Source organism: Sphingomonas sp. DC4900, assembly GCF_049896485.1.
GTDB lineage: Bacteria > Pseudomonadota > Alphaproteobacteria > Sphingomonadales > Sphingomonadaceae > Sphingomonas > Sphingomonas aquatilis.
This window is the reverse complement of record NZ_JAFCUK010000003.1, coordinates 1-23,579: the sequence shown is the minus strand read 5'-3', so window position 1 is coordinate 23,579 and position 23,579 is coordinate 1. Positions and strand designations below refer to the sequence as shown.

The window sequence follows — 23,579 nt, the reverse complement described above, 5'->3', positions numbered from 1 at the left end:
TCAGCGGCCGAAAACGGCTCCGCCGCCCAGATTGTAGTTCAGGCTGCGGCTGAACGGCAGCAGCTTGTTGATATGCTGGTCGATCCACAGATTGGCCTCGGCGATCGACGAGCGCGGGACGAACACGATATCCTGCGATTGCAGGTCGATGCCGGTCGCGATGCCGTTCTTCGTATAGGCCTTCAGATCGACCTGACGCTGCGCGATCGTGCCGTCGGCATTGCGGTGGATCACCACCACCTTGCGCGTGCGCGCGGTGTCGAGCAGACCACCGGCGCCGATCACCGCCTGCATCGGGTCCATCGTCGCGGTGAGTTTTACCGGGCCGGGCTGGCGGACCTCGCCACCGACATAGACGACGCCGCCATATTGCCGCACCGCCACCGTCGGGCGGGCATCCTCCACCACGCCCTGCCGGCGCAGATCGGCCGAGATGAGCGCCGCGACCTCATCGATCGTGCGGCCGCCGACGGGGACGTTCCCAACGAGTGGAATCGCGATGCGGCCATCGGGACCGACCGGCCCGGCGTGATCCAGTTCGGCGTTGTAGGGGAAGCTGATCGCCAGCTCGTCGCCGGGCGCGATCCGATAGGCGGTGCGATCGATCACCGGGGCAGGGGCGGGAGCGGGGGCGGGGGCTGGCGTCGATGCCATCGTCCTACGCACGGGCGTCCGCCCGACCGGCGCCACCTGCGCCAGCGCGTCCATCGTCGGCGCAACCAGCGCCAGCACCGCCGCCATGGTCGCCAAGCCGTATCTGCCCATCGTCACCGTCCCGTTGCCCGCGCGCCACCCGGCCGTCCCACTGCAAGACACGGGACGGGTCGCTTCCGCTAAGTCGATATAGCGGAAGGCTTAATGGAAAGGTAAGAGGAACCGACCATAAGGCGCACCAGCCCTTTCCAGCAGCCTTGGACAATCCACCAGATGCTTGATTTCACGTCTTCGTCCGAGCAGCAGGAAACGGAGACGCGCCACGGGCAATTCGCACTGCGCGACCTGCTGAACGGCATTTTCTATTATCGCCGACTCGCGCTGATCGTCGCGGGATCGATCATCGGGCTGGGCATCCTCGTCGCGTTGCTGTTGCCGCCGAGCTATAGTGCCGAGGCGCGACTGCTGCCGCTGAGCGCCGGCATCTACGACATGCAGGACGCCGGGCGCGCGCCCTTGCCGGGGCAGGTGCTCGACCCGGGGGCGGTCGCCAATGTCGAACTTCAGATGCTCGACAGCCTGGAACTGCACCGCGACGTGGTGCGCGCGCAGCTCGGCCCCGCCGCCTCGCCGGCGGAGATCAACGCGGCGCTGGAGAAATTCCAGTCGCACCTGCACGTCACCAAGGCGAACGAAGCGAACGTCATTCAGCTGACCTATACGGCGCGCGATCCGCAACAGGCCGCCGATGCGCTGCGCCAGCTGATCCGCCGCTATTTCGAAAGCCGCGCGACGGTGCTGACCTCGGGTCGCGTCGCCTTCCTCGAACAGCAGCGTAACGCGATCAAGCGCCAGCTGGACGAAGCGAGCGCGCGGATCACCGCCTATCAGCAGCAGAACGGCATCGTCGATATCGCCGCGCAGGTGGCGGGTGCGGTCGCGCAGGACGACCTGCTGCGCAAGAGCAAGCTGGAAAGCGATGCGGAGCTGGCCGACGGGCGCCGCAGCCTGTCGAGCCTCAGCAGTCAGGCCAAATCGGTGCCCGCCGATATCCGCCTGTACAATGACAATACCGAGGCGGCGCGGGCGCTAGGCGAGATGCAGGCGCAGCTGCTGGGGCTTCAGGCCAAGCGCGCCGATCTGGCGTCGCGCTTCATGGCGACGTCGCCGCAGGTGACGCAGCTCGACAAGCAGATCGCCGCATTGCAGGCGACGATCACACAGCAGAAATCGTCGCTGGTCATGACGCAGCGCACCGGCCGCAACCAATATTTCGATTCGACCAAGGACAAGTTGATCCAGTCGCGCGCGACGGTGGCCGGCGCGGAGGCGCGCGGCGCCGAACTGGCGGGGCAGCTCGGCCAGTCGCGCGCGCGGCTGGCGCAACTCAATGCGATCAGCGACCGGCTGACGACGATGAAGCTCGACCGCGACGTGCTGGCGGACAGCTTCAAGTCGCTGTCGTCGCAGGTCGAACAGGCGCGCGTGCAGCTCAACCAGACGACCGAGGCGGGTAGCCCCAACGTCCGCGTCATCGAGGCGCCGACGCCCCCGACCAGGCGCACCAACCCACCGCTGCTGCTGATCGCGGGCAGCATCTTCGCCGGCATCCTGATCGCGGGTGCGGCGGTGTTCATCGCTGGCAGCCTGCGCGAAACCTTCCTGACCCCGGTGGAGGTCGAGCGGGCGCTGCACCTGCCCGTGCTCGCCGCCCCGGTCGCCGAACAGGGCGAGGGCGTGGCGCGCGATTACAGTCGGCTGATCGCGGCGGTCGACGCACACCACCAGGGCAGCGGGCGGGCAGTGCTGCTGGTCGCGCCGAGTTCGCGGATGAGCCTGCAAACCGCCGCATTGGGCCTGGGCCGGGCAATGGCGCGCCGCGCCGGGGCGCGCGTGCTGCTCGTCCGCTTCGCCAGCGATGCGCCAGTGCCGGAGACGGCCGCGAGCCTGGAACTCGAACCGTTCGAAGACATGATGACGACGATCATCGGCACTGCGGCCTGTTCGCTGCAACGGCGCGACGTGCGCCTGCTCGCCGAGCTGCGCGAGCGGTTCGACTATATCGTCGTCACCGCGCCGCCGATGGCGGTGGGGTATGAGGGGATCGAGCTGTCGCAGGCGGTCGATGTCGTCGTGCCCGTGGTCGAGGCGGAGGCGACGCGTCGCCCGGTGGCGCGGACGTTGGTGACGCAGCTCCGCGATGCCGGCGCGGTCCTGATCGGCGCGATCCTTCTCGGCCGGCGCTGGCATATCCCGCAGCGCCTGTACCGCCTGCTGATCGAGCGGCGCGCCTAGGCAAAGCAACGCGCGCCGGCCCGTAGCGGCTTGACGACGCACGCCATTCGGGGCGACGCCCTTCGGCAAACGCTGGAGAGGACGCCCGATGCCCGATGCCTTCATCTGTGACGCGATCCGCACGCCGATCGGCAAATTGAACGGCGCGCTCGCGACCGTGCGCGCCGACGACCTCGCCGCGATCCCGTTGCGCGCGCTGATGGAGCGCAATCCGTCGGTCGACTGGGGCGCGGTGGACGATGTGCTGCTCGGCTGCGCCAATCAGGCGGGCGAGGACAATCGCAACGTCGCGCGCATGGCGGTGCTGCTCGCCGGCCTGCCCGATGGCGTGCCGGGCGCGACGGTGAACCGCCTGTGCGGATCGGGGCTGAACGCGGTCGGCAGCCTCGCGCGGGCGATCCGCTGCGGCGATGCGACGTTGGGGATCGCGGGCGGCGTCGAGAGCATGACGCGCGCGCCCTATGTGATGGGCAAGGCGGCCGGCGCCTTTGATCGGGCGCAGCAGATCGAGGATACGACGCTCGGCTGGCGCTTCATCAACCCGGCGATGCACGCGGCCTATGGCGTCGATACGATGCCGCAGACCGCAGAGAATGTCGCCGACCAGTGGCGCGTGGCGCGCGAGGATCAGGACGCCTTTGCCCTCGCCAGCCAGCAGAAGGCGGCGGCGGCGATCGCCAGCGGGCGGCTGGCGGCGGAAATCGTGCCGGTGACGATCCCGCAGCGGAAGGGCGATCCGATCGTCTTCGATACCGACGAGCATCCCCGCGCGACCAGCCTCGACGCGCTGGCGAAGCTGAAGCCCGTCGTGCGGGCGGACGGCACCGTCACCGCGGGCAATGCCTCGGGCCTGAACGATGGCGCCGCGGCGATGCTGGTGGCGAGCGAGGCGGCGGCGACGCAGCACGGCCTGACGCCGCGCGCGCGGGTGCTGGGCATGGCGGCGGCCGGGATCGCACCGCGGATCATGGGCGTCGGCCCGATCGAGGCGGCACGCAAGCTGTGCCGGATCACCGGCATCGCCCTCGACCAGCTCGACGTGATCGAGCTGAACGAGGCCTTTGCCGCACAGGCGATCGCGACGCTGCGCGACCTTGGCATCGCGGCGGACGATCCGCGCGTCAATCGCAACGGCGGGGCGATCGCTTTGGGCCATCCGCTCGGCATGTCGGGCGCGCGGATCGTGATGAGCGCGGTGGAGGAGCTGCACCGCAGCGGCGGCCGCTACGCGATGGCCTTCATGTGCATTGGCGTGGGGCAGGGGATCGCGCTGATGCTGGAGCGCGTCTGACCGACGCGCCCCAGCCGGTGGGTCAGCCGATCGCCATCAGGCTGGCATTGCCACCCGCCGCGGTAGTGTTGATCGAGGTCGACACCTCCTCGACCAGCCAGTCGAGGCGATAGCCCGCGCACGCTGCCTGAGGCAGTACGATCGGGCCGGGCAGATCGGCGAGCGCGGCCAGCGCGGCGGAGACGTGCGTGGCCTCGCCTTCGATCAGCGCGCCCGCGAAGGCCGGCGCACGCCGCCAGTCGTCGGCGATGCGGACGCGAGCGGTGACGCTCTGCGGCAGCACGGCCAGCGCCGTGGCCAGCGATCCTGCATCGCCGACGACCGCGTCGTTCCCGCAGGCGAGCGCGGCGCCGATCTGTTCGATCAGGCCGTCGCGCGTCTGTGGCAGCAGCAGCACGCGTCCGCGCGGATGGAGGGCGTAGAGGTTGCGCTCGCCGACCGGGCCGGCCAGCTCGGTCGCCGCGCCGAGCATCGACGTGGCGATCGCGTCGCGAACGCGCGTGGCGAGCGCGCTCTCGCCCCGATCCTCCAGCCACAGCGCCAGATCGCGCGCCGCAGGATCGGCATGGTCCGATACCACTGCCGGCGGCAGATCCGCGCCCGACACCAGCCGGCCGAGGTACAGCGGCCCGCCCGCCTTGGGCCCCGTGCCCGACAGGCCGCGCCCGCCGAACGGCTGCACGCCCACCACCGCGCCGATGACGTTGCGGTTGATGTAGAGATTGCCCGCCTTCACCCGGCTGGTGACATGCGCGATCGTCTCGTCGAGGCGCGTGTGCAGGCCGAACGTCAGGCCATAGCCGGTGGCGTTGATCCGGTCGATCAGCCGGTCCAGTTCGGCGCGGCGGAAGCGGACGACGTGCAGCACCGGGCCGAACACCTCACGCTCCAGCTCGGCGATGTCGGACAGTTCGACGATCGTCGGCGCGACGAAGGTGCCGTGCGCGGTGTCGCCCGCGAGCGCGAGCTGTTCGACGCGGTGGCCGCCGTCACGCATCTTCGCGATATGCGCGTCGATATTGGCCTTCGCCTCTGCGGTGATGACCGGGCCGATGTCGGTGGCCAGCGCATCGGTGCGGCCGATCGACAGCTCATGCAGCGCGCCCTTGATCATCGCGAGCGTGCGGTCGGCGACCTCCTCTTGCAGGCACAGGATGCGGAGCGCCGAACAGCGCTGGCCCGCGCTGTCGAAGGCGGAGGCGATGACGTCCGCCACCACCTGTTCGGCGAGCGCGGAGGAATCGACGATCATCGCATTCTGCCCGCCGGTTTCGGCGATGAAGGGGATGGGAGACCCATCGGGCAGCAAACGCTTGGCGAGTTCCTTCTGGATCAGCCGCGCGACCTCGGTCGACCCGGTGAACATCACCGCCATCGTCTCGGGCGCCGCGACCAACGCCGCGCCGATCGCGCCATCGCCGGGCACGAAGTGCAGCACGTCGGTCGGCACGCCGGCCGCATGCAGCAGGCCGACGCCCTGCGCGGCGATCAGCGGCGTTTCCTCGGCGGGCTTGGCGAGCACCGCATTGCCCGCGACCAGCGCCGCGGCGACCTGTCCGATGAAGATCGCCAGCGGGAAATTCCACGGGCTGATGCAGGTGACGACCCCCAGCGGGCGATGGCCGGTGCCGAGCGTCGCGCGCGCCTGCTCGGCGTAATAGCGCAGGAAGTCGATCGCCTCGCGCACCTCGGCGATGGCATTGGGCAGCGACTTGCCCGCCTCGCGCACGATCAGCGCCAGCAGCTGCGGCATGCGCGCCTGCATCGCGTCGGCGGCGCGATCCAGCATCGCGGCGCGTTCCGCCGGGGTGGTCGCGGCCCAGCCGGGCGCGGCGGCCTGCGCGGCGCGGGCGGCGGCCTGCGCCTGATCGACCGACACCTCAAGCACCGTACCGACGCGGTCGCGGTGATCGGCGGGGTTCAACACCGCGCGGGCGGTGCCGACGACGCCGGCGTCCCACGGGCCTTCGCCCGCCATCGTCTCGCTGAGCATCGCCAGCGTGGTTTCGTCGCTGAGGTCGAGCCCGGCGGAGTTGCGGCGCGCGCCGTACAGGTCCTGCGGCAGCGCGATCTGCGGGTTCTTCTGCCCCGGCGCGGCCATCGCGCGCACCGCCTCCACGGGGTCCGCGATCAGATCGGCGATCGAGACTTCGGGATCGGCGATGCGATTGACGAAGGACGAGTTCGCGCCATTTTCCAGCAGGCGGCGGACGAGATAGGCGAGCAGCGTCTCATGAGTGCCGACCGGCGCGTAGATGCGGCACGGGCGGTTCAGCTTCTCCGCGCCGACGACTTCGTCGTACAGCGGTTCGCCCATGCCGTGCAGGCACTGGAATTCATAATCGCCGACGGTGAAGTCGGTGCCCGCCAGATGGTAGATGGTGCTGAGCGTCTGCGCATTGTGCGTCGCGAACTGCGGGAACACCGCATCGCGCGCGCCAAGCAGTTTCCGCGCGCAGGCGATATAGGCGACGTCGGTGTGGATCTTGCGCGTGTAGACCGGGAAGTCGGCAAGGCCATCGACCTGCGCCCGCTTGATCTCGGCATCCCAATAGGCGCCCTTGACCAGCCGGACCATAATCCGCCGGTTGGCGCGACGGGCGAGGTCGACGATCCAGTCGATCACGAACGGGCAGCGCTTGCCATAGGCCTGCACCACGAAGCCAAGGCCATCCCAGCCGGCGAGATCGGGATCGGTGGCGAGGCTTTCGAGCAGGTCGAGCGACAGCTCCAGCCGGTCGGCCTCTTCGGCATCGATGTTGAAGCCGATGTCATAGCCCTTGGCCATCACCGCGAGCGCCTTCACGCGCGGCAGCAGCTCGCCCATCACCCGCGCCGCCTGCGCGCGGACGTAGCGGGGGTGGAGCGCCGACAGCTTGATCGAGATGCCAGGCCCATCGAAGATGCCGCGGCCGGCCGACGCCTCGCCGATCGCCCGCACGGCGTTTTCGTAGTCGCGATAATAACGGTCGGCATCCGCTGCCGTGGTCGCCGCTTCGCCCAGCATGTCGTAGCTGTAGCGGAAGCCGCGCGCCTCCAGTGGGCGGGCGCGCTTCAGCGCCTCGGCGATCGTCTCGCCGGTGACGAACTGTTCGCCCATCATGCGCATCGCCATGTCGACGCCGCGGCGGATGACCGGCTCGCCCGCGCGCGCGATCAGCCGGGTGAGCGCGGCGCCCAGCCCGCTGTCGTTGACGCTGCCGGTCAGCTTGCCGGTGACGACGAGGCCCCAGGTCGCCGCATTGACGAACAGCGAGCGGCCATCGCCCACGTGGCTGCGCCAGTCGCCGCCCGCGATCTTGTCGCGGATCAGCGCGTCGCGCGTTGCCGTATCGGGGATGCGCAGCAGCGCCTCGGCAAGGCACATCAGCGCGACGCCCTCCTGGCTGGACAGCGCATATTCCTGCACCAGCCCCTCGACGCCGGTGCCCTTGTGCTTGGCGCGTAGCGCGGTGACGAGCGCCGTCGCCGTCGCGGCGGCGTCGCGGCCGATCGCGTCGGGCAGCGTCGCGGCATCGAGCAGCGGCGCGAGGCACTCTGCCTCCGGCCGGCGATAGGCGGCGGTGATCGCGGCGCGCAGCGGCGTCTGCGGGCGGACGGGCGGCGCGAAATCGGCGAAGGGCGGGCGGGTCATGGGCGAAGGTCCTCTCTGCGATCCGCCCATATCGACTTTCGCGCTGGCGATCCGTCCGAAATGCGCGCAGGATCGCGCCGAACGACCTGAATTTTGCGAGTATCACAGCCCAAATGGACGGCAAACCATCCCAGAACGCGCCGATCGACGCGTTCGACCGGCGCATCATCGAGGCATTGCGCGACGACGGGCGCCTGTCCGTCACCGAGCTTGCCCGCCGGGTCGGCCTGTCGAAGACGCCGTGCCAGGTGCGTCTGCGTCGCTTGATCGATCAGGGCTATATCCTCGGCTTCCGCGCGGTCATCGATCCCGTGCGCCTGGGCCTCGATCACATCGCCTTCACCGAGGTGAAGCTGTCCGACACGCGCGAAGCCGCGCTCGATGCGTTCCGCCGTGCCGTGCTCCGCATTCCGGAGGTGGAGGAATGCCATATGATCGCGAGCAGCTTCGATTATCTGCTGAAGGTCCGCACCCCCGACATTCGCCGCTATCGCGAGGTGCTGGGCGAGCGTATCTCGGCGCTGCCGCATGTCGCCAACACCTCCACCTTCGTCGCGATGGAAACGATCCGCGACGCGGGCGTGTAGCGCTTGCGCGTCGCGATCGGTTGGGTCACGCTGCCGGCATGACCCGCTGGCTCCACCTTCTGTTGCTGACCGCCGCCACGACGGCGTCGGCCGATCCCCGCGCACCCATCCTGTCGCCCGCGCGGATCAAGGCCGATGTGAAGACGCTGAGCGCGGACGATTTTCACGGGCGCGGGCCGACCCAGCCAGGCGAGGTGATCACGCTCGCCTTCCTCGAAAAACGGTTTGCGGCGCTCGGGCTGCGACCGGCGGGGGATGCGGGATATCGCCAGACCGTCCCGCTGCTGCGCTGGACGCGCGAAACCGCGCGGTTCGACCTGTCGCTGGGCGGCAAGACCCAGGCGCTGCGGCCGGGCGTCGAGATCGCGGCATCGTCGCGGATCGTCGGGACGACGACGCTCGATCATGCGGGCGTCGTCTTCGTCGGCTATGGCGTGGTCGAACCGCGGCTCGGCTATGATCCGTATCGCGGCGTCGACGTGCGCGGCAAGGTGGTGGTCGCGCTCGCCGGCGATCCCGATGTCGAGGCGGGGCGCGATCTGGGCTTCGGCGGGCGCGCTTCCAGCCCCGCGGCGCGCACCAAATTGGCCGAGGCGCAGAAGCATGGCGCCGCCGCCTTCTTCCAGATCCACGATACCTTCCCGTCGAGCTACCCTTGGCTGCAGCTCGCCAACAGCGATGCGGTGCCCGGCTATGCGCTGGATACGGGCAGCGTTCCGCCGGCCTTCGGCATTCGCGGCACGTTGCGCAACGACATCGGCGTTGCGCTGCTGCGGCAGGGCGGCCTCGATTACGCTGCCGCCAAGCGCGCGGCGCAGCGGGCGGACTTTCGCGGCATCGCGTTGCAGGGCGTGGCCCTGTCGGCCGATGTCCGCACCAGCCTCGACCGGGCGGTCAGCCACAATATCGTCGGCATCCTGCCGGGCACCGATTCCGCTGCGGGCAGCATCCTGTATGGCGCGCATTGGGATGCCTATGGCGAGAATGCGTTCGATCCGCCCGCCGACCGTATCCGCAACGGTGCGGTGGACAATGGCACGGGCACCGCGACCCTGCTGGAGATCGCGCGCGCCTTCGCGGCCGCGCCGCGCCTGCGCCGCTCGGTCGTATTCGCGCTGTGGACCGCGGAGGAAAAGGGCCTGCTCGGCGCGACTTGGTATGCCGACCACCCCGCGCTGCCGCTGGCGACCACGGCGGCGCAGTTCAATCTCGACCCGCATGTCGTGCTGGGGCGGACGCGCGATCTGGAGCTGATCGGCGTCGGCCGTACGCCGCTGGAGCAGGACCTCGCCCGCGTCGCCGCCGCGCAGGGGCTGCGGATCGTGCCGGAGGAGAATACCGAGGCGGGCTGGTATTACCGCTCCGACCATTATGCCTTCGCGCAAAAGGGCGTGCCGGGCGTCTATTTCCGTGCGGGGCGCGATCTGGTGCGCGGGGGTGCCGCTGCGGGCGAGCGGGAACGGGCGCGCTACAATGCCGAATGCTATCACCAGACCTGCGACGCGTTCAAACCGGGCTGGGACATGACCGGCGCGGCGCAGGAGGGCAGCGTCGCCTATGCGCTGGGCCGCGAGATCGCGGCCGGCGCGACATGGCCGACGTGGAACGCCTCCGAACCGTTCGCTGCCGAACGCGCGAAGAGCGACGCGGCGCGCGGCTGACGCGCCGCCATCGCTATCCGGCTCCGGCCGGCGTCCCTGGTCAGAAGGCGCCGTGGGCCCGGAACGCGAACACGTTGGCCGGCCCGCGATCCCGATTGTAGCCGGGATTGGCGATAAACTGATAATCGACGGTCAGCTCGACCCCCCGTGCAGCGGCGACTTTGTAATAGGCCTCGCCGATCCGTTCGGCACCGGGGTTCGGCAGGCGGCCGTCCCCGACGAGGACACCCAGGCCCCCGGCATCGAGATAGCGTTGATGCGCGCGGCTGATCGCGTTGACGATGACGGCCGCCCCCAGCGTATCGCCGCCCCGTCCCCAACCGGCCCCGCGCAGCGACAGCCCGGCCTGCGCCGTCCGGTCGATGTCGGTGAAGTCATAGGGCTCGACCTGCCCGTCCGCGATGCCGGCGCGGGCGAAGAGGCCGAGCGTGTCGGTGGCCGCCTGTTCGACGTTGACGCCGATGCCCGCCCGCGTGCGGCGGCTGCGCACCAGGCCGGTATCGGCGGCGTCGCCGGTTCGGTTCGCCAGCGCCAGCGCGTCGTCGAAGCGCCCGAACCGGCCGCGGTTGCGAAAGAGCGTGATGCGCACCGCGCCGGGGCGGCCGGCCAGCTGGTGGCGATTCTCCACCTCGGCATCGAGTTGATATTGGCCGAAGCCCGTCTCGAGCGTCTCGCCGTTGGGGACCTTCGACAGGTTGAACGCGCCCAGGCGCAGCGTCCAGGCGGCCCGATACCATTCGGCGGCGATGCCGGTGCTATAGCCCCAGGCGTCGGCGGCATAATCGAAGCTGCCCGTGTCGACCGCCGACCAGTTGAGGAAGTCGGCACGCGGATCGTGGGCGTAGCTGTTGGTGTCGAACACGTCGCCGACGCCGAACTTGCCGATGGTCAGCACCAGACGATCGGCGGTGCGCGATCCGGCGAGCTGGTTGGCGACGCCCGCCACCGCCTCGCGCGCGCCGCCCAGGTCGATGGTCTGGCGCAGGAACAGCCGTTGCAGGCGCGTGTAGGGCGCGGAGCGGCCGACCTTATAGGCTTCCGCGCTGGGGAAGCCGGCGACGCCCAAGGTGTTGGACAGGCCGAAGCCCTGATCGATCTCGGGGTTCACCCACAGCTCGCCGCCCGCCCAGGGCCGCACGCCGGCATAGAGCGTGACGTCGACGGTTTCCTTCGCCTGACGCGGCGTCAGGCTGTTGGCGCCCGCATAGGGCGAGGCGAAGCCGGGCGTGGCTTGCAGGACGACGGTCGCCTGGCCGTGGACCGCGTATCGCTGATCGTCCGGCATGGCGTCGGGCGCGATCGGCGTGGCGGGCGCGGTGACGGCCGGCGCGCGATCCTGGACGGTCTGCGCTGCAGCGGGCGCGTGCGGGATGAGGCCGGCGAGCGCGCAGGCGCTCGCCAGTGGGAAAAGCCGGGTCATGATAAGTCCCCTTGGACGGTGCCGGTTACAGCTGATGTGTCAGCGCGAGGTGGATGATGCGCACCAGCACGAAGCCGCCGGCGACGACGAGATAGAGCCGCAGGATGCCGAGCCAGGCCTTCTCGCCGCGCGCCAGCTTGGCGGGCGCGAGGGTATCGAGCGGCGGCATTCGCCAGTCCGCGCGGCCGCGACGGTCGATCGCCTCCGCCGTCCCGCCGGTCAGCAGGCGCAGGCCGACCCAGCCGATCAGCGCCAGCGCCGATCCCCCGCCCAAAATCCACAGCATCGCCGCCGCGCCGATCGTCGGGAACAGCACCGAGGCGGTCAGGATGACCGACAGCAGGACGAGCACGGCGATCACCGCGCCGGTGAACAGGTTCAGCCAGCGCCCGTTGCGCCATGGCCCCAGCACCGCCGTGTCGTTGCACAGCAGCAGCAGGAACACGGTCGCGCTGGGCAGCAGGACGCCCGCGAGCGATTGCACCGCATTGGTAAGCAGACCCAGCGGTGTGCCCGGGATCAGCACCAGCGCCGCCGCAACCCCGATCAACCCGGCGAAGACGAGGTAGAAGGGGATCGAGTCCTTCGGCGAGCGGTGCAGCGAATGCCGGATGCCGAACGTGTCGCCGATGGCATAGGCTGTGCTGAGCGACACCGCCGCCGCGCCGATGATCGAGGCATCGATCAGCGCGATGGCGAACAGGATGCCCATCAGCCGACCGGCATGCGCCTCGATCCCGTGGGCGATTGCGCCGGCATCGGTGAAGTGGCCCACGCCCGCGGTGCCGGCGAACGCGGCGGCGGTGAACGCCATCATCGCGACCGCGCCGACGATCACCACGGCGATGCCAACCCACAGATCGATCCGGCTATAGGCCATGAAGCGCGGTCCGATCCGCTTGTCGATCAGATAGCTTTGCTGGAAGAACAGCTGCCAGGGCGCGACGGTGGTGCCGACGATCGCGATGATCAGGAGCATGACGTCGGCAAGCTGCCCGCCCGCGGGCATGTGCGGCTTCACCATGTCGCGCGCGATCTGCCCGACCGGCGGGTGGATCGCGACGGCGATCGGGACGAGCAACAGCGATCCGAACACCAGCACCATCATGAAGCGTTCGAACCGGCGGAAGCTGCCCGTGCTGGCGGCGGCGACGATCAGGATCGACGCGATCGCCACGCCGGCAAGCCGCGGCACGCCGAGATAGTCGAGGCCCAGCGCGATGCCGATGAATTCGGTGACGATCGTCAAAGCATTGAGCAGGAACAGGTCGATGACGCTGAACGCCCCCCAGAACCGGCCGAAGCGCTGGAAGATCAGCCGGGCATGGCCGACCCCGGTCACCGCGCCGAGGCGCAGCACCATTTCCTGGTTCACATAGATGACGGGGACGAGCAGCAGCAACGTCCACAAAAGGCTGGTGCCGTAATTCTGGCCGGCTTCGGTATAGGTGCCGAACGCGCCGGCATCATTGTCGCCAACCATGACGATCAGGCCGGGGCCGACGATCGCGGCCAGCGTCAGCAGACGGCGCCGCCAGCCACGGCGCGCGCCGGTGTCGGTTTCGGCGATGGTGCCGAACGCACCGATGATGTCGCCCGTATGGGCGCTGTCGAGATGAGCGGTGGCGCCCGGCGGGCGCGCACCGCCGGGGCCGGTCAGGGCCAAGGCATGCAAGGTCATGGCACGAACTCCGCGTGCGGGTAATCTTTCAGGGGTGCGGCAGATCAGGCGGCGCGGAACGCCGCCACGCGTCGGCGCGGGTCATCTTCCGTCGCGTGCAGGGGGCGGGACGCGGCGAGGCGGGTGCGTCGGCTGAAGGCTTCGACGCGGGTGGTGTCCACGTGCCGTTCGACACGCGCGAGATAGATGGTCATGGGCGACCTCCTTGGTTCCGGTGGCTGTCCGGTCCAGGAGATCGCGGCACCGCGTCAGGCGGTAGGCACGAACTCCGCGACCGGGTCACGTCCGGCGATGCCGATCAGCGGAGCAAAGCTCCTACTGTCGCCCTCGCTGGACATGGGGGTAGATCGAGGTTTCATTGCTGTCCTTCTTCGGCGCGCCGACGCGCGCCGTGGAATCGAGTCGCGACCGCCGCGACCGATGGCGCCAGATACGCCTCCGGGGCATAGGATCAACCCCTCTTTCGCCCCGTCGCGACGCAGGGGCGGGGCGGGGTGGCGAGGCGGGAGAGGCGGGCGGGAGAGGCGGGGCGATATGGGATGCCGCTCCGCCGATCCGGTGACGGACGGCATGCGACAGAGATGTCGCGACGACCCGGGAATCGTCGCGTGTCCGGCTCGTGCGCCGATCCAGCTTTACGGGATCAGCCGGTCGGCGCGCAGGCGTTCGAACAAGGCGAAGAAGGCATCGTCGGTCGGCTGATATCCGGTGAACCCCAGCCGGCGGCTTTTGCTCATGTCGGTGACCACCTCGATCGGCCGGCCGAGGTCGGCATCGGTGTGCCAGGGGGATGCGAGACGGTTGAGGTCCGGCTCGGCCAGCCCCTCGCGCGTCGCGATTGCACGCCACAGCGCGGCATCGTCCGCCATCTGTTGTTCCAGCGGCCGCACGATGCCATCGAACGGCGCCGCCGCGATGCCGAACCAGTCGGCGATGCGGTGCCACATCCACTGCCAGCGAAAGACGTCGCCGTTGACGACGTTGAACGCCTCGTCGTGCGCCGCATCGGTGTCCGCCGCCCAAATGAGGTGGCCGGCGAGCTGCCGCGCATCTGTCATGTCGGTCAGGCCCGACCACTGCGCCGCCGATCCGGGAAACGTGAACGGCCGCCCCGTCTCGCGGCACAGCGTCGCATAGACCGCGAGCGTCGTGCCCATGTTCATAGCATTGCCGACGGCGAGACCGATCACGGTATGCGGGCGATGGACGCTCCAGGTGAAGCCGTCGCGCGCGGCGGCGGCGAACACCTCGTCCTCCTGTGCGTAGTAGAAATTCTCGACGTCGAGCCGTCCCTGCTCCTCGCGGAACGGCGTTTGCGGCAGCGTGCCCTGTCCATAGGCCTCGAACGGCCCGAGATAATGTTTCAGGCCGGTGACCAGCGCGACATGGCGGGGGCCCGTCGGCTTGGCGAGGCCGTCGAGAAGATTGCGCACCATGGCCGCGTTGACGCGGATGTTCTCGGCCTCGCTGTCCTGCCGCAGCCACGTCGTGATGAAGACGGCGTCGGGGGCGATGCCGCGCAGCGCCGCGGTCGTGGCGCGCGCGTCCAGCAGGTCTGCGGCGACCGGCTGTACGCCCGGCTGGCGGGACGGACGACGGGCGAGGCCATGGACCGTCCAGCCCTGCTCGACCAACAATGCCGCCGTCGCGCTGCCGACGATCCCGCTCGCGCCAACCACCAATGCCGTCTTCGCCATAGCTATCTCCTTGATAGGCGGAAGCTAGGCACGGCCCCGACGGGCTTCTAGACGGCACCATTCGCGTACCCAGGCACCAGGAGGTAACCACCATGCAGCCGGGAACGCCCGATGAGGAATGGCGCGAGGATTGCGCGCCGCGCCGCGTGCTGGAGTTGTTTGCGACCAAGTGGACCAGCATGGTGCTCCACACGCTGTCGGCCCGTCATGGCGGCGCCGCGCGCACCGGTGTGCTGCACCGAAGCCTGCCGGGCATATCGAAGAAGATGCTGACCCAGACGCTGCGCGATCTGGAGGCGAGCGGATTGCTGAGCCGGCACGTGCAGAGCGCCATACCACCCGCCGTCGAATATCGCCTGACCGACTTGGGCCGGCGCTTCGTGGAGCCCGTCGAACTGCTCTACGCCTGGGGGCGGGACAATGCGGACGCGCTGGACGCGCTGCATCCCCGTGCGACGTCGCGCCGGGCGTGACCGATCCGACGACCGGCTTTCAGGGAGGGAACGGTCGGCGCGAACGCGACGAGTCGCGCACGAAGACAGTGGTGTCGCCCGGTCATGTCCCGTACACTTGCGAAAACGTACCCGACCACGGGTGTTTAGGATTGAGGTGTACCGTGGACAAATGCAGCATGCAAAAGGCGTTCGATCACCTCGAGGCCGCGATGACCATTTTGGATGCGGAGGGGCAAACCGCTGCGGCGGCGCAGCTCGATCACGTGATGCAGATGGTTCAGGCCACCATCACCGCAGCGTCGGGCGCATCGTAAACGGTCGCGAGCATCGCTTCGACCCGCTGCAACCCCGATTGGGTCAATAACAGGTCGATCGTCGGGTCTCCGTCCCGTTCGATGATGCCGCGTTGCTGCAGCACCGCGACCCAGCGCTGCGTGGTCGAGCGGGCGATGCCGGCATAGGCGGCGATCTGGCTGATGCCGATGCTGCGCCCTTCCGCTTCCGGCAGATAGACGCCTATCAGGATCGATCCGATCGGGTCCGTGCTCAGATCGGGTCCGAACAGCCTGACGCGCGTCTCATGGACATGGCGGATGCTGAGGGCGGTAGCCCATAGCCGGGCCGGCGGCAATTGCCGCCCGTTATCCCGCCAGAACAAGGTGGCGATCAGGCGATCGGGGTCGGAGAAGCGCGTGACGAGCAGATTGGCCGCGATCGACGTGCCATCCGGGCGCAGATAGCGCTTCTGAAACCGGAGCGGCGCGGCGCCGTCCTCCAGCATCGCAAGCATATCGACGCTGCGCTGCAAATCGCGCGGGTCGGTAATGTCGCGAAACGAGGCGCCGATGACATCGCTCTCCCCGCGCTTGAGCAGATCAAGAAAGGCCTGGTCGGCCTGAAGGATGATCCCCTCCAGTGAAGACACGCAATGTGCAGCTGGCATTTGTCTCACCGTTAGACCCGTATCGGCAGTATACATCACTCGAATTAACCCGCAAGTCGGTTATGGGCTGATCGACAATTGCAAGCAAACGGCAAAACCTCTTCGTCATGTAATGAAATATAGTCTGAACTGGATGTATATTGGCGGAGAGCCGCGATGGGATGGGCGATTGCTATCCTGCAACCGCCCCCTGCCTTCCGCTCATGGCGCGATGTAGTCGATGCTTGGCGCCGATACGCCGCTATTGGAGCCGAAGCGGAGAGATTACATTCGGGTGGGTGCCGCCGGATGTTGCTGGCCCCGTCATGCGTGGGTTTCCAAAAAAAAGACGCTGCCAAAGGGCCGCGGGATGGCTAGACCCGGTCCGTGACCATCGCTGCCGTCCACGATCCCCGCTTACCGTTCCCGGCATCGGGGGGCGATTGCGCGGCGACGTTGCGGGCGATCGACTGGATCGCGCATCCGCTCGGCGATCCGCTCGGCTGGCCGGCCCCCTTGAAGACCGCCGTACAGATCGTGTTGTCCTCCGCCTTCCCGATGATGGTGCATTGGGGGGCGGAGCTGTTCACCTTCTACAACGATGCCTATGCGCGCAGCCTCGGCCGCAAGCACCCTGGGATGCTGGGGCAGCCGGCGCGCGCATGGTGGTCGGAGATGTGGGACCAGCTGACCCCGATCTTCGATCGCGTGCTGGCGGGCGAAACGGTGTTCATCGAAAACGGCCGCTACACGCCGGACCGCGACGGCGTTTCGAAGGAAGCCTTCTTCACGCACTCGCACAGCCCGCTTTGGGATGCGGATGGCCGGGTTGCGGGCATCTTCCTCGTCGTCACTGAAACCACCTCGGAAGTCGTGGCCCGGCGGGACCGTGACGCGGCCACGGAGCAGCAGATGCTGCTCAACGAGGAACTGGCGCATCGGATCAAGAATACGATGAGCGTCGTGCAGGCGATCGCGCATCAGACGCTCGACAAGGTCGAGGATCAGGAGGCCGTCACCGCCTTCGGCAAGCGGCTGTCCGCGCTGGCGGCGGCAAACGACGTGCTGACGCGCGACCAATGGTCCACGGCCAAATTGGGCGACGTCGCGATCGGCGCGCTGGCGACCTTTGGCGAGGATCGGTTCGTGCTGTCCGGCCCCGACGTGATCATCGGGCCCAGGGCGACGCTGTCGCTGTCGCTGATGCTGCACGAACTGGCGACGAACGCCGCCAAATATGGCGCGCTGACGGCGCCGGCGGGCCGGGTGGCGGTGGATTGGGTGGTGCGGCGTGAGGGCGACACGGACATTCTTGACCTGTGCTGGACGGAGCGGGGCGGGCCGCCGGCGACGCAGCCGACGCGCAAGGGATTCGGATCGCGGCTGATCCGCATGGGTCTAACCGGCTCCGGCGGCGTTGAACTCCGGTACGAGGCGCAGGGCCTGACGGTCACTGCGACGGCCCCGCTCTATCAGGTTCAAGAGGCGTAGCGCGTCAGCACACGACATGGGACAGTCCGAACCCCTTACCCGTTGGCCCGTCCTTGTGGTCGAAGACGAACCGATCCTGCGGATGGACGCGATCGGCATGGTCGAGAAGGCGGGGTTCGAAGCCGTCGAGGCGATGAGCAGCGCCGATGCGATCCGGCTGCTGGAAGAGCGGCTGGACATCCGTCTGGTGTATATGGACCTCGACATGCCGCGCAGCCGCAAGGGCATCGAGATCGCGGCGGCGATCCGTAAGCGCTGGCCACCGATCGAAATCATCCTCACCGCCGCCTATTTCACGCGAGACAGCGTCCTCCTCCCCGAAAGAACCGAATTCTATCCCAAACCCATAAACCGCGACGAAATCGTCGACGCTATGAGGCGGCTGGTAAACCGCTCAGCTGCTTGAGTTTTTTGCAGTTCTACAACGCTTGGATTGAACTGGAGGACGTTGCCGCGTCGGTCAATGCCCAATGCGTCAGATGATGGTGAAGCGCGGCTCCTTCACATCGCGGTGACGGCACCCACCGCTGTAATCGTGGCGCGACGTCGTGCCATCTGCTGTTGCTCGGACAGCGGTTTGCCGAGGGCAGTCTTCCCGTCTGACCGTTCCGGCATCCGATCGCCGAGGAAGCCGATTACGACCAGGGCAGCCAGCACGACCGCCGCTACCGCTCCAAGAACGGCATACATGGGTTTCCCTGTCTTCATGCGTTCGATGTGTCCTGCGATTCGACTGCGCCACCAAACCACCAAACGGACAAAACGAGCCTTTAGGGGAGGGATCCAGACCTAGTGGGGGCGGCGAGTGCGGCCGTCCGCTGGCCGGGGCGCACTGTCCGGTCGGGGGAACCATATACCACGCTGGAGCGGTTGCGCCTGACTTTCCCCGATCAGGAGTTTCGCATGAGCATCGCTTCGGCACTCGGCTTTGGTGGCCGCAAGGTCCGCTACGCTATCGTTGGCCTGGGCGACATTGCGCAGGAGGCGTTGATGCCGGGTGTATCGCATACCGGTAATTCGACGATCACTGCTCTGGTCTCGGGCGACCCGGAGAAACTGACGAAGCTCGGCAAGCGATATGGCGTCAAGCATTTGTACGGGTACGAACAATTTCCGGCCTTGCTGGCATCGGGCGAGATCGATGCCATCTATCTGGCGACGCCGAACTGGCGGCATGCCGAATTCGCGGTGCCGGCACTGGAAGCGGGTATCCATGTCCTCAGCGAAAAGCCGCTCGACGTGTCGTCGGCCAAGGCGCGCGAGATCATGGCGGTGGCGGTCAAGGGGAACGCGAAACTGATGACCGCCTATCGCCTGCATTTCGAACCGGCGACGCTGGATGCCATTCGACGCATTCGTGCGGGCGAATTGGGTGACCTGATCGCCTTCACCGCCTGCTTCACGCAGATGGTCGATCCGGCCAATCATCGCGCGAAGAACGGGATCGAGGCGGGGCCGCTGTTCGACATGGCGCCCTATCCGATCAACGCGATCCGCTATCTGTTCGAGGCGGAGCCGCTGGAGGTCATCTCGGCGGTCGCGACGCGCCACCCGGAATCGGGCTTTGGTGATCTGGACGATACCTTCGCGGTGACGTTGCGCATGCCGGGTAGCCGCCTGGCCCAGTTCACGGTCAGCTATTATGCGAACCAGGTCGACAGTCTGACGATCGCGGGCACGAAGGGATCGATCCAGATGGATCCCGCCTTTGGCTTCGGTCAGGGCCTCGCGCACCGGCGACGCATCGGGGACAAGGAAAGCCACGAGACGTTCAAGGCGACGGACCAGTTCGGCGGCGAGCTGAGATATTTCTCCGACTGCATCCTCGACGATCGGAGCCCGGAGCCGGACGGCGAGGAGGGGTTGGCCGACCTGCTGATCATCGAGGCGATCGTGAAGGCGCTGGACACCGGCCAGTCTGTGAAGGTGCCGCATATCGGCCGCACGCGCCGGATCGATCCGGACGCGCAGGAGCAGACGCTGCGGGCGGTATCGGTGCCCGATCCCGTCAACGCCGCATCGCCGACCGGCGAATGATCGTCCGGTCGCGGCCGCAGGCAAGGACCTGAGGCCGCGACCGGTAATCGGCAAGCATCATTTCGACTGTTTCTGGAACCGAATGCTTGCCGCGCGACTTCAATATAAGTTGCTGATCTACATGAAAGTCGACGCGCGTGGCCCGTTTGTTTTTCCTCCACGCGCTGGGTGCGAGCGCGCGCGAATGGGATGGCGTCATCGCCGCCCTTGGCGAACACTATGAGTGTATTCCGCTCAACCTGCCGGGCTTTGGTGGCAGTGCGGACAGCGAGTGCGATGTCGCGGGGCTGATCGACTGGTTCGGCGGCGAAGTGGCCCGACATCAGCCGCAGTCCTGGGCGGTGGTCGGCCACAGCATGGGCGGCAAGATCGCCACCTTGGCCGCGGCGCGTGCCCGAGATGGCGATGCGCGCTTCACCGGTCTCGCCGCTGTGGTTCTGCTGGCGGCGTCCCCGCCCGCGCCGGAGCCGATGGACGAGGATCGACGCAAACTGATGCTCGACTGGTTTGCCGATGGCGCGATCGATGCGGGCGAGGCTGCGCAATTCGTGGACGACAACACCGCTGCACGGTTGCCCGAACCACTCCGCGAACGGGCCATCGCCGATGTCCGCTGTTCCGGGCGCAAGGCTTGGACGGGCTGGCTGGAACGCGGCAGCCGCGAGGACTGGCGGGAGGCCGCGGGTCAGATTGCGGTGCCCGCGTTGATCATGGCAGGCGGGGAAGACGGCGATCTGGGGGAGGATGCGCAGCGCCGCCTTAATCTGCCGCATTATCCCGCCGGTCGCATTAGGGTGATCGAGGGGGCGGCCCATCTGCTGCCCTATGAACAGCCCGATGCGGTTGCCGAGGCGATTGCGGACCACGTGTCCGCGGCCTTTGCCCACGCATTGCCGCCGGCGATGATCGCGCTGCTGGCGTCCGATCGCGTCAGTACCCGCACGCGCGCGGTCTTGACGGCGCGTCACGCGGTGCCGGGCCCGATCACGCTGCTGTCGGAACGGCAGGCGGCGACGTTGGCGGCGTTGATCAAGGCCGTCTTGCCGGGGGCGGGCGATCCGGCAGAGCTCGCCCGGCGGATCGATGCAATGCTGGCGGCGGGGCAGGGTGACGGCTGGCGCTGTGCGGAGCTGCCCGCGGATGCCACGTGCTGGCCTGCGGCGCTCGACACGCTCGACGTGATGGGGGGCGGATTTGCGGATGCCGACCCCGCGGCGCGTGAGCACTGCTTGCGGAGCTTGGTCGCGGGCGAGGCGGCCGAAACCGGCGGAACGCTGTCACGCCATCAGATGCAATTGTGGTTCGCGGAGGCGCGCAGCGAGATCGCACGTCAATGGATGGCGCTGCCTCAAACGATGGCGCGCATCGGTTACGACGGATTTGCGATCGGCGGCGATGGCGCGCGTAAGCAGGGCTATGTCCGCACCGCCGCGGATACGATCGAACCCTGGCAACAGCTCGAGGGCACGCGCGCGTGAGTGCTGCCCTCGGGACCGGCAATGATCCGGTCGACGTCGTGGTCATCGGCAGCGGAGCCGGCGGAGCGCCGCTGGCGGCCCGGCTGGCACAGGCGGGCGTCTCGGTCGTCGTGCTGGAAGCGGGGCGTGCCTTTCGTCCGGACGAGCATGTCGCCGACGAGCTGGCGGCTGACATCTACTGGATGGAGGAACGGCTGAGCGGCGGTGCCGACGCCACCGCGTTCGGCGCCAACAACAGCGGCATGGGCGTCGGCGGATCGACGCTGCATTGGGGCGCCTTCTGCCCGCGTCCCGATGCGCGGGACCTTCGGCTGCGATCGCTGAGTGGCCACGGCGAGGACTGGCCGATCGCGCATGCCGAGCTGACCCATTATATCGAGGCGGTCGAGCGGTGCATCGGCGTGTCCGGCCCGGCGACTTATCCCTGGGACCCGGCGCGGCGGTATGAATTGCCGCCCGTGCTGCGCAACGCGTCCGCCGACGCGATGGCGCGTGGCTGTGCGGCGCTGGGCATTGTGGCGACCGATGCGCCGGCTGCGCTCGTGTCGCAGGACCGCGCCCAGCCGCACTGGGGCATCCGGCAAGCGTGCATCAATTGCGGCACCTGCCACCAGGGTTGCCGCGTCGCCGCCAAGGCCAGCGCGGATACGAGCTGGCTGCCGCTCGCCGTGGCGCATGGTGCCGAAGTGCGAGCGGAATGCCGGGTGATCGATCTGGAGCGCGACGGCCGCGGCCGCGTGACGGCGGTCGTCTACGATCGCCGTGGACAGCGCCTCCGTCAGCGCTGCGACGCCGTGTTCCTGTGCGCGGGCGGCGTGGAAACGCCGCGGCTGCTGCTGAACCTCGGCCTCGCCAATTCCAGCGGGCAGGTCGGGCGCAATTTCATGGCGCATGTCGCGACGCAGGTGTGGGGTCGGTTCGACGCGGATATGCGGATGAACCGCGGCTATCCTTCGTCGCTGATCAGCGAGGATATGATGCGCCCCGCGGACCTCGATGCCGCGGGTGGGTATCTGATGCAGAGCCTGGGCGTGCTGCCCGTGACGGTGGCGACCAATCTGGCGCGCGGGGCCGGCCTGTGGGGGCAGGCGCTGGTCGATCTGCTCGACGATTACAACCGGCTGGGCGGCATCGGCATCAACGGCGAATGCCTGCCGTCCGACGTCAATTGTCTGACGCTGTCGGATGAGACCGATGCTTATGGCCTGCGCAAGGCGCGGATCGATTTCAGCTATGGCGAGAACGAACGTGCGATCGATGCCCATGCGCGCGCGACGATGACCGCGATCTGGGAAGCGGCAGGGGCCCGCGACATTCTGGCGGTGGATCGCTCCGCGCATACGATCGGCACGTGCCGGATGGGCGTCAGCGGAGACCGTGCGGTGGTCGATCCCGATGGCCGCAGCTTCGATATCGCGAACCTGTTCATCTGCGACAATTCTGTGTTCCCGAGCGCGCTCGCCGCCAATCCGGCGCTGACGATCATGGCGCTGTCGCTGCGCACGGCCGACCGTTTCCTCGCCAACCGACGTTAAGGAGAAGACCATGGATCTTGGTATCACAGGACGGATCGCACTGATCAGCGGCGCGGATTCGGGGATGGGCAAGGAAACCGCGCGGCTGCTGCTGGAAGCGGGCGTACGCGTCGCGGTCACCGACAAGCCGGGCGGCACGCTGGACGATGCAGTGCGCGAGCTGTCCCCGCTCGGCGAGATCGTAGCGGTGACGGGCGACGTGACCAAGGTGGACGAGGTGACGGCGATCTGGCGCCAGGTGCGCGAAAAACTCGGCGATCCCGATATCTACGTCAACGCCGCGGGCGTCACCGGTGCGACCGGGGATTTCCTGGAGGTGGACGACGCGGGCTGGCTGGAGACGCTGGACATCAACCTGATGGGTGCGGTGCGCATGTGCCGTGAGGCGATCCCGGCGATGCGCACGAAGGGTTGGGGCCGCATCGTGCTGTTCGCATCGGAGGACGCGGTGCAGCCCTATATCGACGAGCTCGCCTATTGCGCGTCCAAGGCCGGGATTCTCAGCCTCGCGAAGGGGCTGTCCAAGGCCTATGGCTGCGACAACGTGCTGGTGAACACCGTGTCGCCCGCCTTCATCGCGACGCCGATGACCGACAAGATGATGCGCAAGCGCGCCGAGGAATGTGGATCGGCGTGGAAAAGGGACCCCGTTAGCGGGGTGATCGGCGTCGAAAAGGGACCCCTCATCCTGGTGTTCTAGGCTGTTCGCTTGGCGGTGTGTCAGGCGGCGAGATCGGGATG

The 23,579-nt window shown here is 68.2% G+C and carries 19 protein-coding genes and 1 pseudogene; 12 read left to right on the top strand and 8 right to left on the bottom strand.

The features are described 5' to 3' along the window. On the bottom strand, positions 1-765 hold the full coding sequence (locus ACP690_RS04630) for a polysaccharide biosynthesis/export family protein (protein ID WP_426260502.1): 765 nt from the start codon (positions 763-765) through the stop codon (positions 1-3). A gap of 162 nt (positions 766-927) precedes the next feature. On the opposite strand from ACP690_RS04630, the gene ACP690_RS04625 reads away from it, so the two are divergent. Both ACP690_RS04625 and pcaF read left to right on the top strand, forming a co-directional pair. Further along, positions 928-2,949 carry an exopolysaccharide transport family protein gene (locus ACP690_RS04625; RefSeq protein WP_426260503.1) on the top strand — a complete coding sequence of 674 codons (2,022 nt, stop codon included), beginning with the start codon at positions 928-930 and terminating at the stop codon, positions 2,947-2,949. Between the two features lie 88 nt (positions 2,950-3,037). Beyond that, the gene (pcaF, locus tag ACP690_RS04620; RefSeq protein WP_426260504.1) at positions 3,038-4,240 is read left to right on the top strand and encodes a 3-oxoadipyl-CoA thiolase; all 1,203 of its coding nucleotides are present in this window, start codon (positions 3,038-3,040) and stop codon (positions 4,238-4,240) included. Positions 4,241-4,262: 22 nt separating this feature from the next. On the opposite strand, the gene putA is transcribed toward pcaF, so the two are convergent. Then, positions 4,263-7,874, bottom strand: coding sequence for a trifunctional transcriptional regulator/proline dehydrogenase/L-glutamate gamma-semialdehyde dehydrogenase (gene putA, locus ACP690_RS04615; RefSeq protein WP_426260505.1), 3,612 nt, complete (start codon positions 7,872-7,874; stop codon positions 4,263-4,265). A gap of 113 nt (positions 7,875-7,987) precedes the next feature. Between putA and ACP690_RS04610 the strand changes: the two genes are divergently transcribed. Next, positions 7,988-8,461, top strand: a complete 474-nt coding sequence (locus ACP690_RS04610; RefSeq protein ID WP_241891908.1) for an Lrp/AsnC family transcriptional regulator — start codon at positions 7,988-7,990, stop codon at positions 8,459-8,461. Between the two features lie 38 nt (positions 8,462-8,499). Continuing rightward, positions 8,500-10,122, top strand: a complete 1,623-nt coding sequence (locus ACP690_RS04605; RefSeq protein ID WP_426260506.1) for a M28 family peptidase — start codon at positions 8,500-8,502, stop codon at positions 10,120-10,122. Positions 10,123-10,162: 40 nt separating this feature from the next. Here ACP690_RS04605 and ACP690_RS04600 read toward each other — a convergent pair whose 3' ends face one another. The 4 genes from ACP690_RS04600 to ACP690_RS04585 form a co-directional block, all read right to left on the bottom strand. Next, positions 10,163-11,542 (bottom strand): carbohydrate porin, encoded by a 1,380-nt coding sequence (locus ACP690_RS04600; protein ID WP_426260507.1) that lies wholly within the window; start codon positions 11,540-11,542, stop codon positions 10,163-10,165. A 25-nt stretch (positions 11,543-11,567) separates the two neighbouring features. Then, the gene (locus ACP690_RS04595) at positions 11,568-13,223 is read right to left on the bottom strand and encodes an NRAMP family divalent metal transporter (RefSeq protein WP_426260508.1); all 1,656 of its coding nucleotides are present in this window, start codon (positions 13,221-13,223) and stop codon (positions 11,568-11,570) included. A gap of 44 nt (positions 13,224-13,267) precedes the next feature. Beyond that, a complete protein-coding gene (locus tag ACP690_RS04590; protein ID WP_426260509.1) occupies positions 13,268-13,417 on the bottom strand; it encodes a hypothetical protein in 150 nt (49 codons plus the stop codon). Between the two features lie 441 nt (positions 13,418-13,858). Next, entirely contained in the window at positions 13,859-14,920 is a 1,062-nt protein-coding gene (locus tag ACP690_RS04585) for an SDR family oxidoreductase (RefSeq protein WP_426260510.1), read from the bottom strand. A gap of 92 nt (positions 14,921-15,012) precedes the next feature. Between ACP690_RS04585 and ACP690_RS04580 the strand changes: the two genes are divergently transcribed. Together ACP690_RS04580 and ACP690_RS04575 are read left to right on the top strand one after the other, a co-directional pair. Continuing rightward, on the top strand, positions 15,013-15,393 hold the full coding sequence (locus ACP690_RS04580; protein ID WP_017978453.1) for a winged helix-turn-helix transcriptional regulator: 381 nt from the start codon (positions 15,013-15,015) through the stop codon (positions 15,391-15,393). Next, entirely contained in the window at positions 15,390-15,689 is a 300-nt protein-coding gene (locus ACP690_RS04575) for a hypothetical protein (RefSeq protein WP_147036487.1), read from the top strand. The genes ACP690_RS04580 and ACP690_RS04575 overlap by 4 nt, the downstream gene beginning before the upstream one ends. On the opposite strand, the gene ACP690_RS04570 is transcribed toward ACP690_RS04575, so the two are convergent. Further along, a complete protein-coding gene (locus tag ACP690_RS04570; RefSeq protein ID WP_426260511.1) occupies positions 15,653-16,318 on the bottom strand; it encodes a helix-turn-helix domain-containing protein in 666 nt (221 codons plus the stop codon). The genes ACP690_RS04575 and ACP690_RS04570 overlap by 37 nt on opposite strands. Positions 16,319-16,684: 366 nt before the next feature. On the opposite strand from ACP690_RS04570, the gene ACP690_RS04565 reads away from it, so the two are divergent. Together ACP690_RS04565 and ACP690_RS04560 are read left to right on the top strand one after the other, a co-directional pair. Continuing rightward, on the top strand, positions 16,685-17,788 hold the full coding sequence (locus ACP690_RS04565; RefSeq protein WP_426260512.1) for a sensor histidine kinase: 1,104 nt from the start codon (positions 16,685-16,687) through the stop codon (positions 17,786-17,788). Between the two features lie 55 nt (positions 17,789-17,843). Next, positions 17,844-18,194 carry a response regulator gene (locus ACP690_RS04560; protein ID WP_426260513.1) on the top strand — a complete coding sequence of 117 codons (351 nt, stop codon included), beginning with the start codon at positions 17,844-17,846 and terminating at the stop codon, positions 18,192-18,194. Between the two features lie 95 nt (positions 18,195-18,289). Here ACP690_RS04560 and ACP690_RS04555 read toward each other — a convergent pair whose 3' ends face one another. Further along, on the bottom strand, positions 18,290-18,478 hold the full coding sequence (locus ACP690_RS04555; protein WP_426260514.1) for a hypothetical protein: 189 nt from the start codon (positions 18,476-18,478) through the stop codon (positions 18,290-18,292). 213 nt (positions 18,479-18,691) lie between these two features. On the opposite strand from ACP690_RS04555, the gene ACP690_RS04550 reads away from it, so the two are divergent. The 4 genes and pseudogenes from ACP690_RS04550 to ACP690_RS04535 form a co-directional block, all read left to right on the top strand. After that, a complete protein-coding gene (locus ACP690_RS04550; protein WP_426260515.1) occupies positions 18,692-19,825 on the top strand; it encodes a Gfo/Idh/MocA family protein in 1,134 nt (377 codons plus the stop codon). A 137-nt stretch (positions 19,826-19,962) separates the two neighbouring features. Then, on the top strand, positions 19,963-21,303 hold the full coding sequence (locus ACP690_RS04545; protein WP_426260516.1) for an alpha/beta fold hydrolase: 1,341 nt from the start codon (positions 19,963-19,965) through the stop codon (positions 21,301-21,303). Continuing rightward, positions 21,300-22,838, top strand: coding sequence for a GMC family oxidoreductase (locus ACP690_RS04540; protein ID WP_426260517.1), 1,539 nt, complete (start codon positions 21,300-21,302; stop codon positions 22,836-22,838). Before ACP690_RS04545 ends, ACP690_RS04540 begins: the two co-directional genes overlap by 4 nt. Before the next feature lie 10 nt (positions 22,839-22,848). After that, positions 22,849-23,467 (top strand): annotated as a pseudogene (locus tag ACP690_RS04535) (SDR family NAD(P)-dependent oxidoreductase); the annotation flags it as partial. Positions 23,468-23,579: the final 112 nt, after the last annotated feature.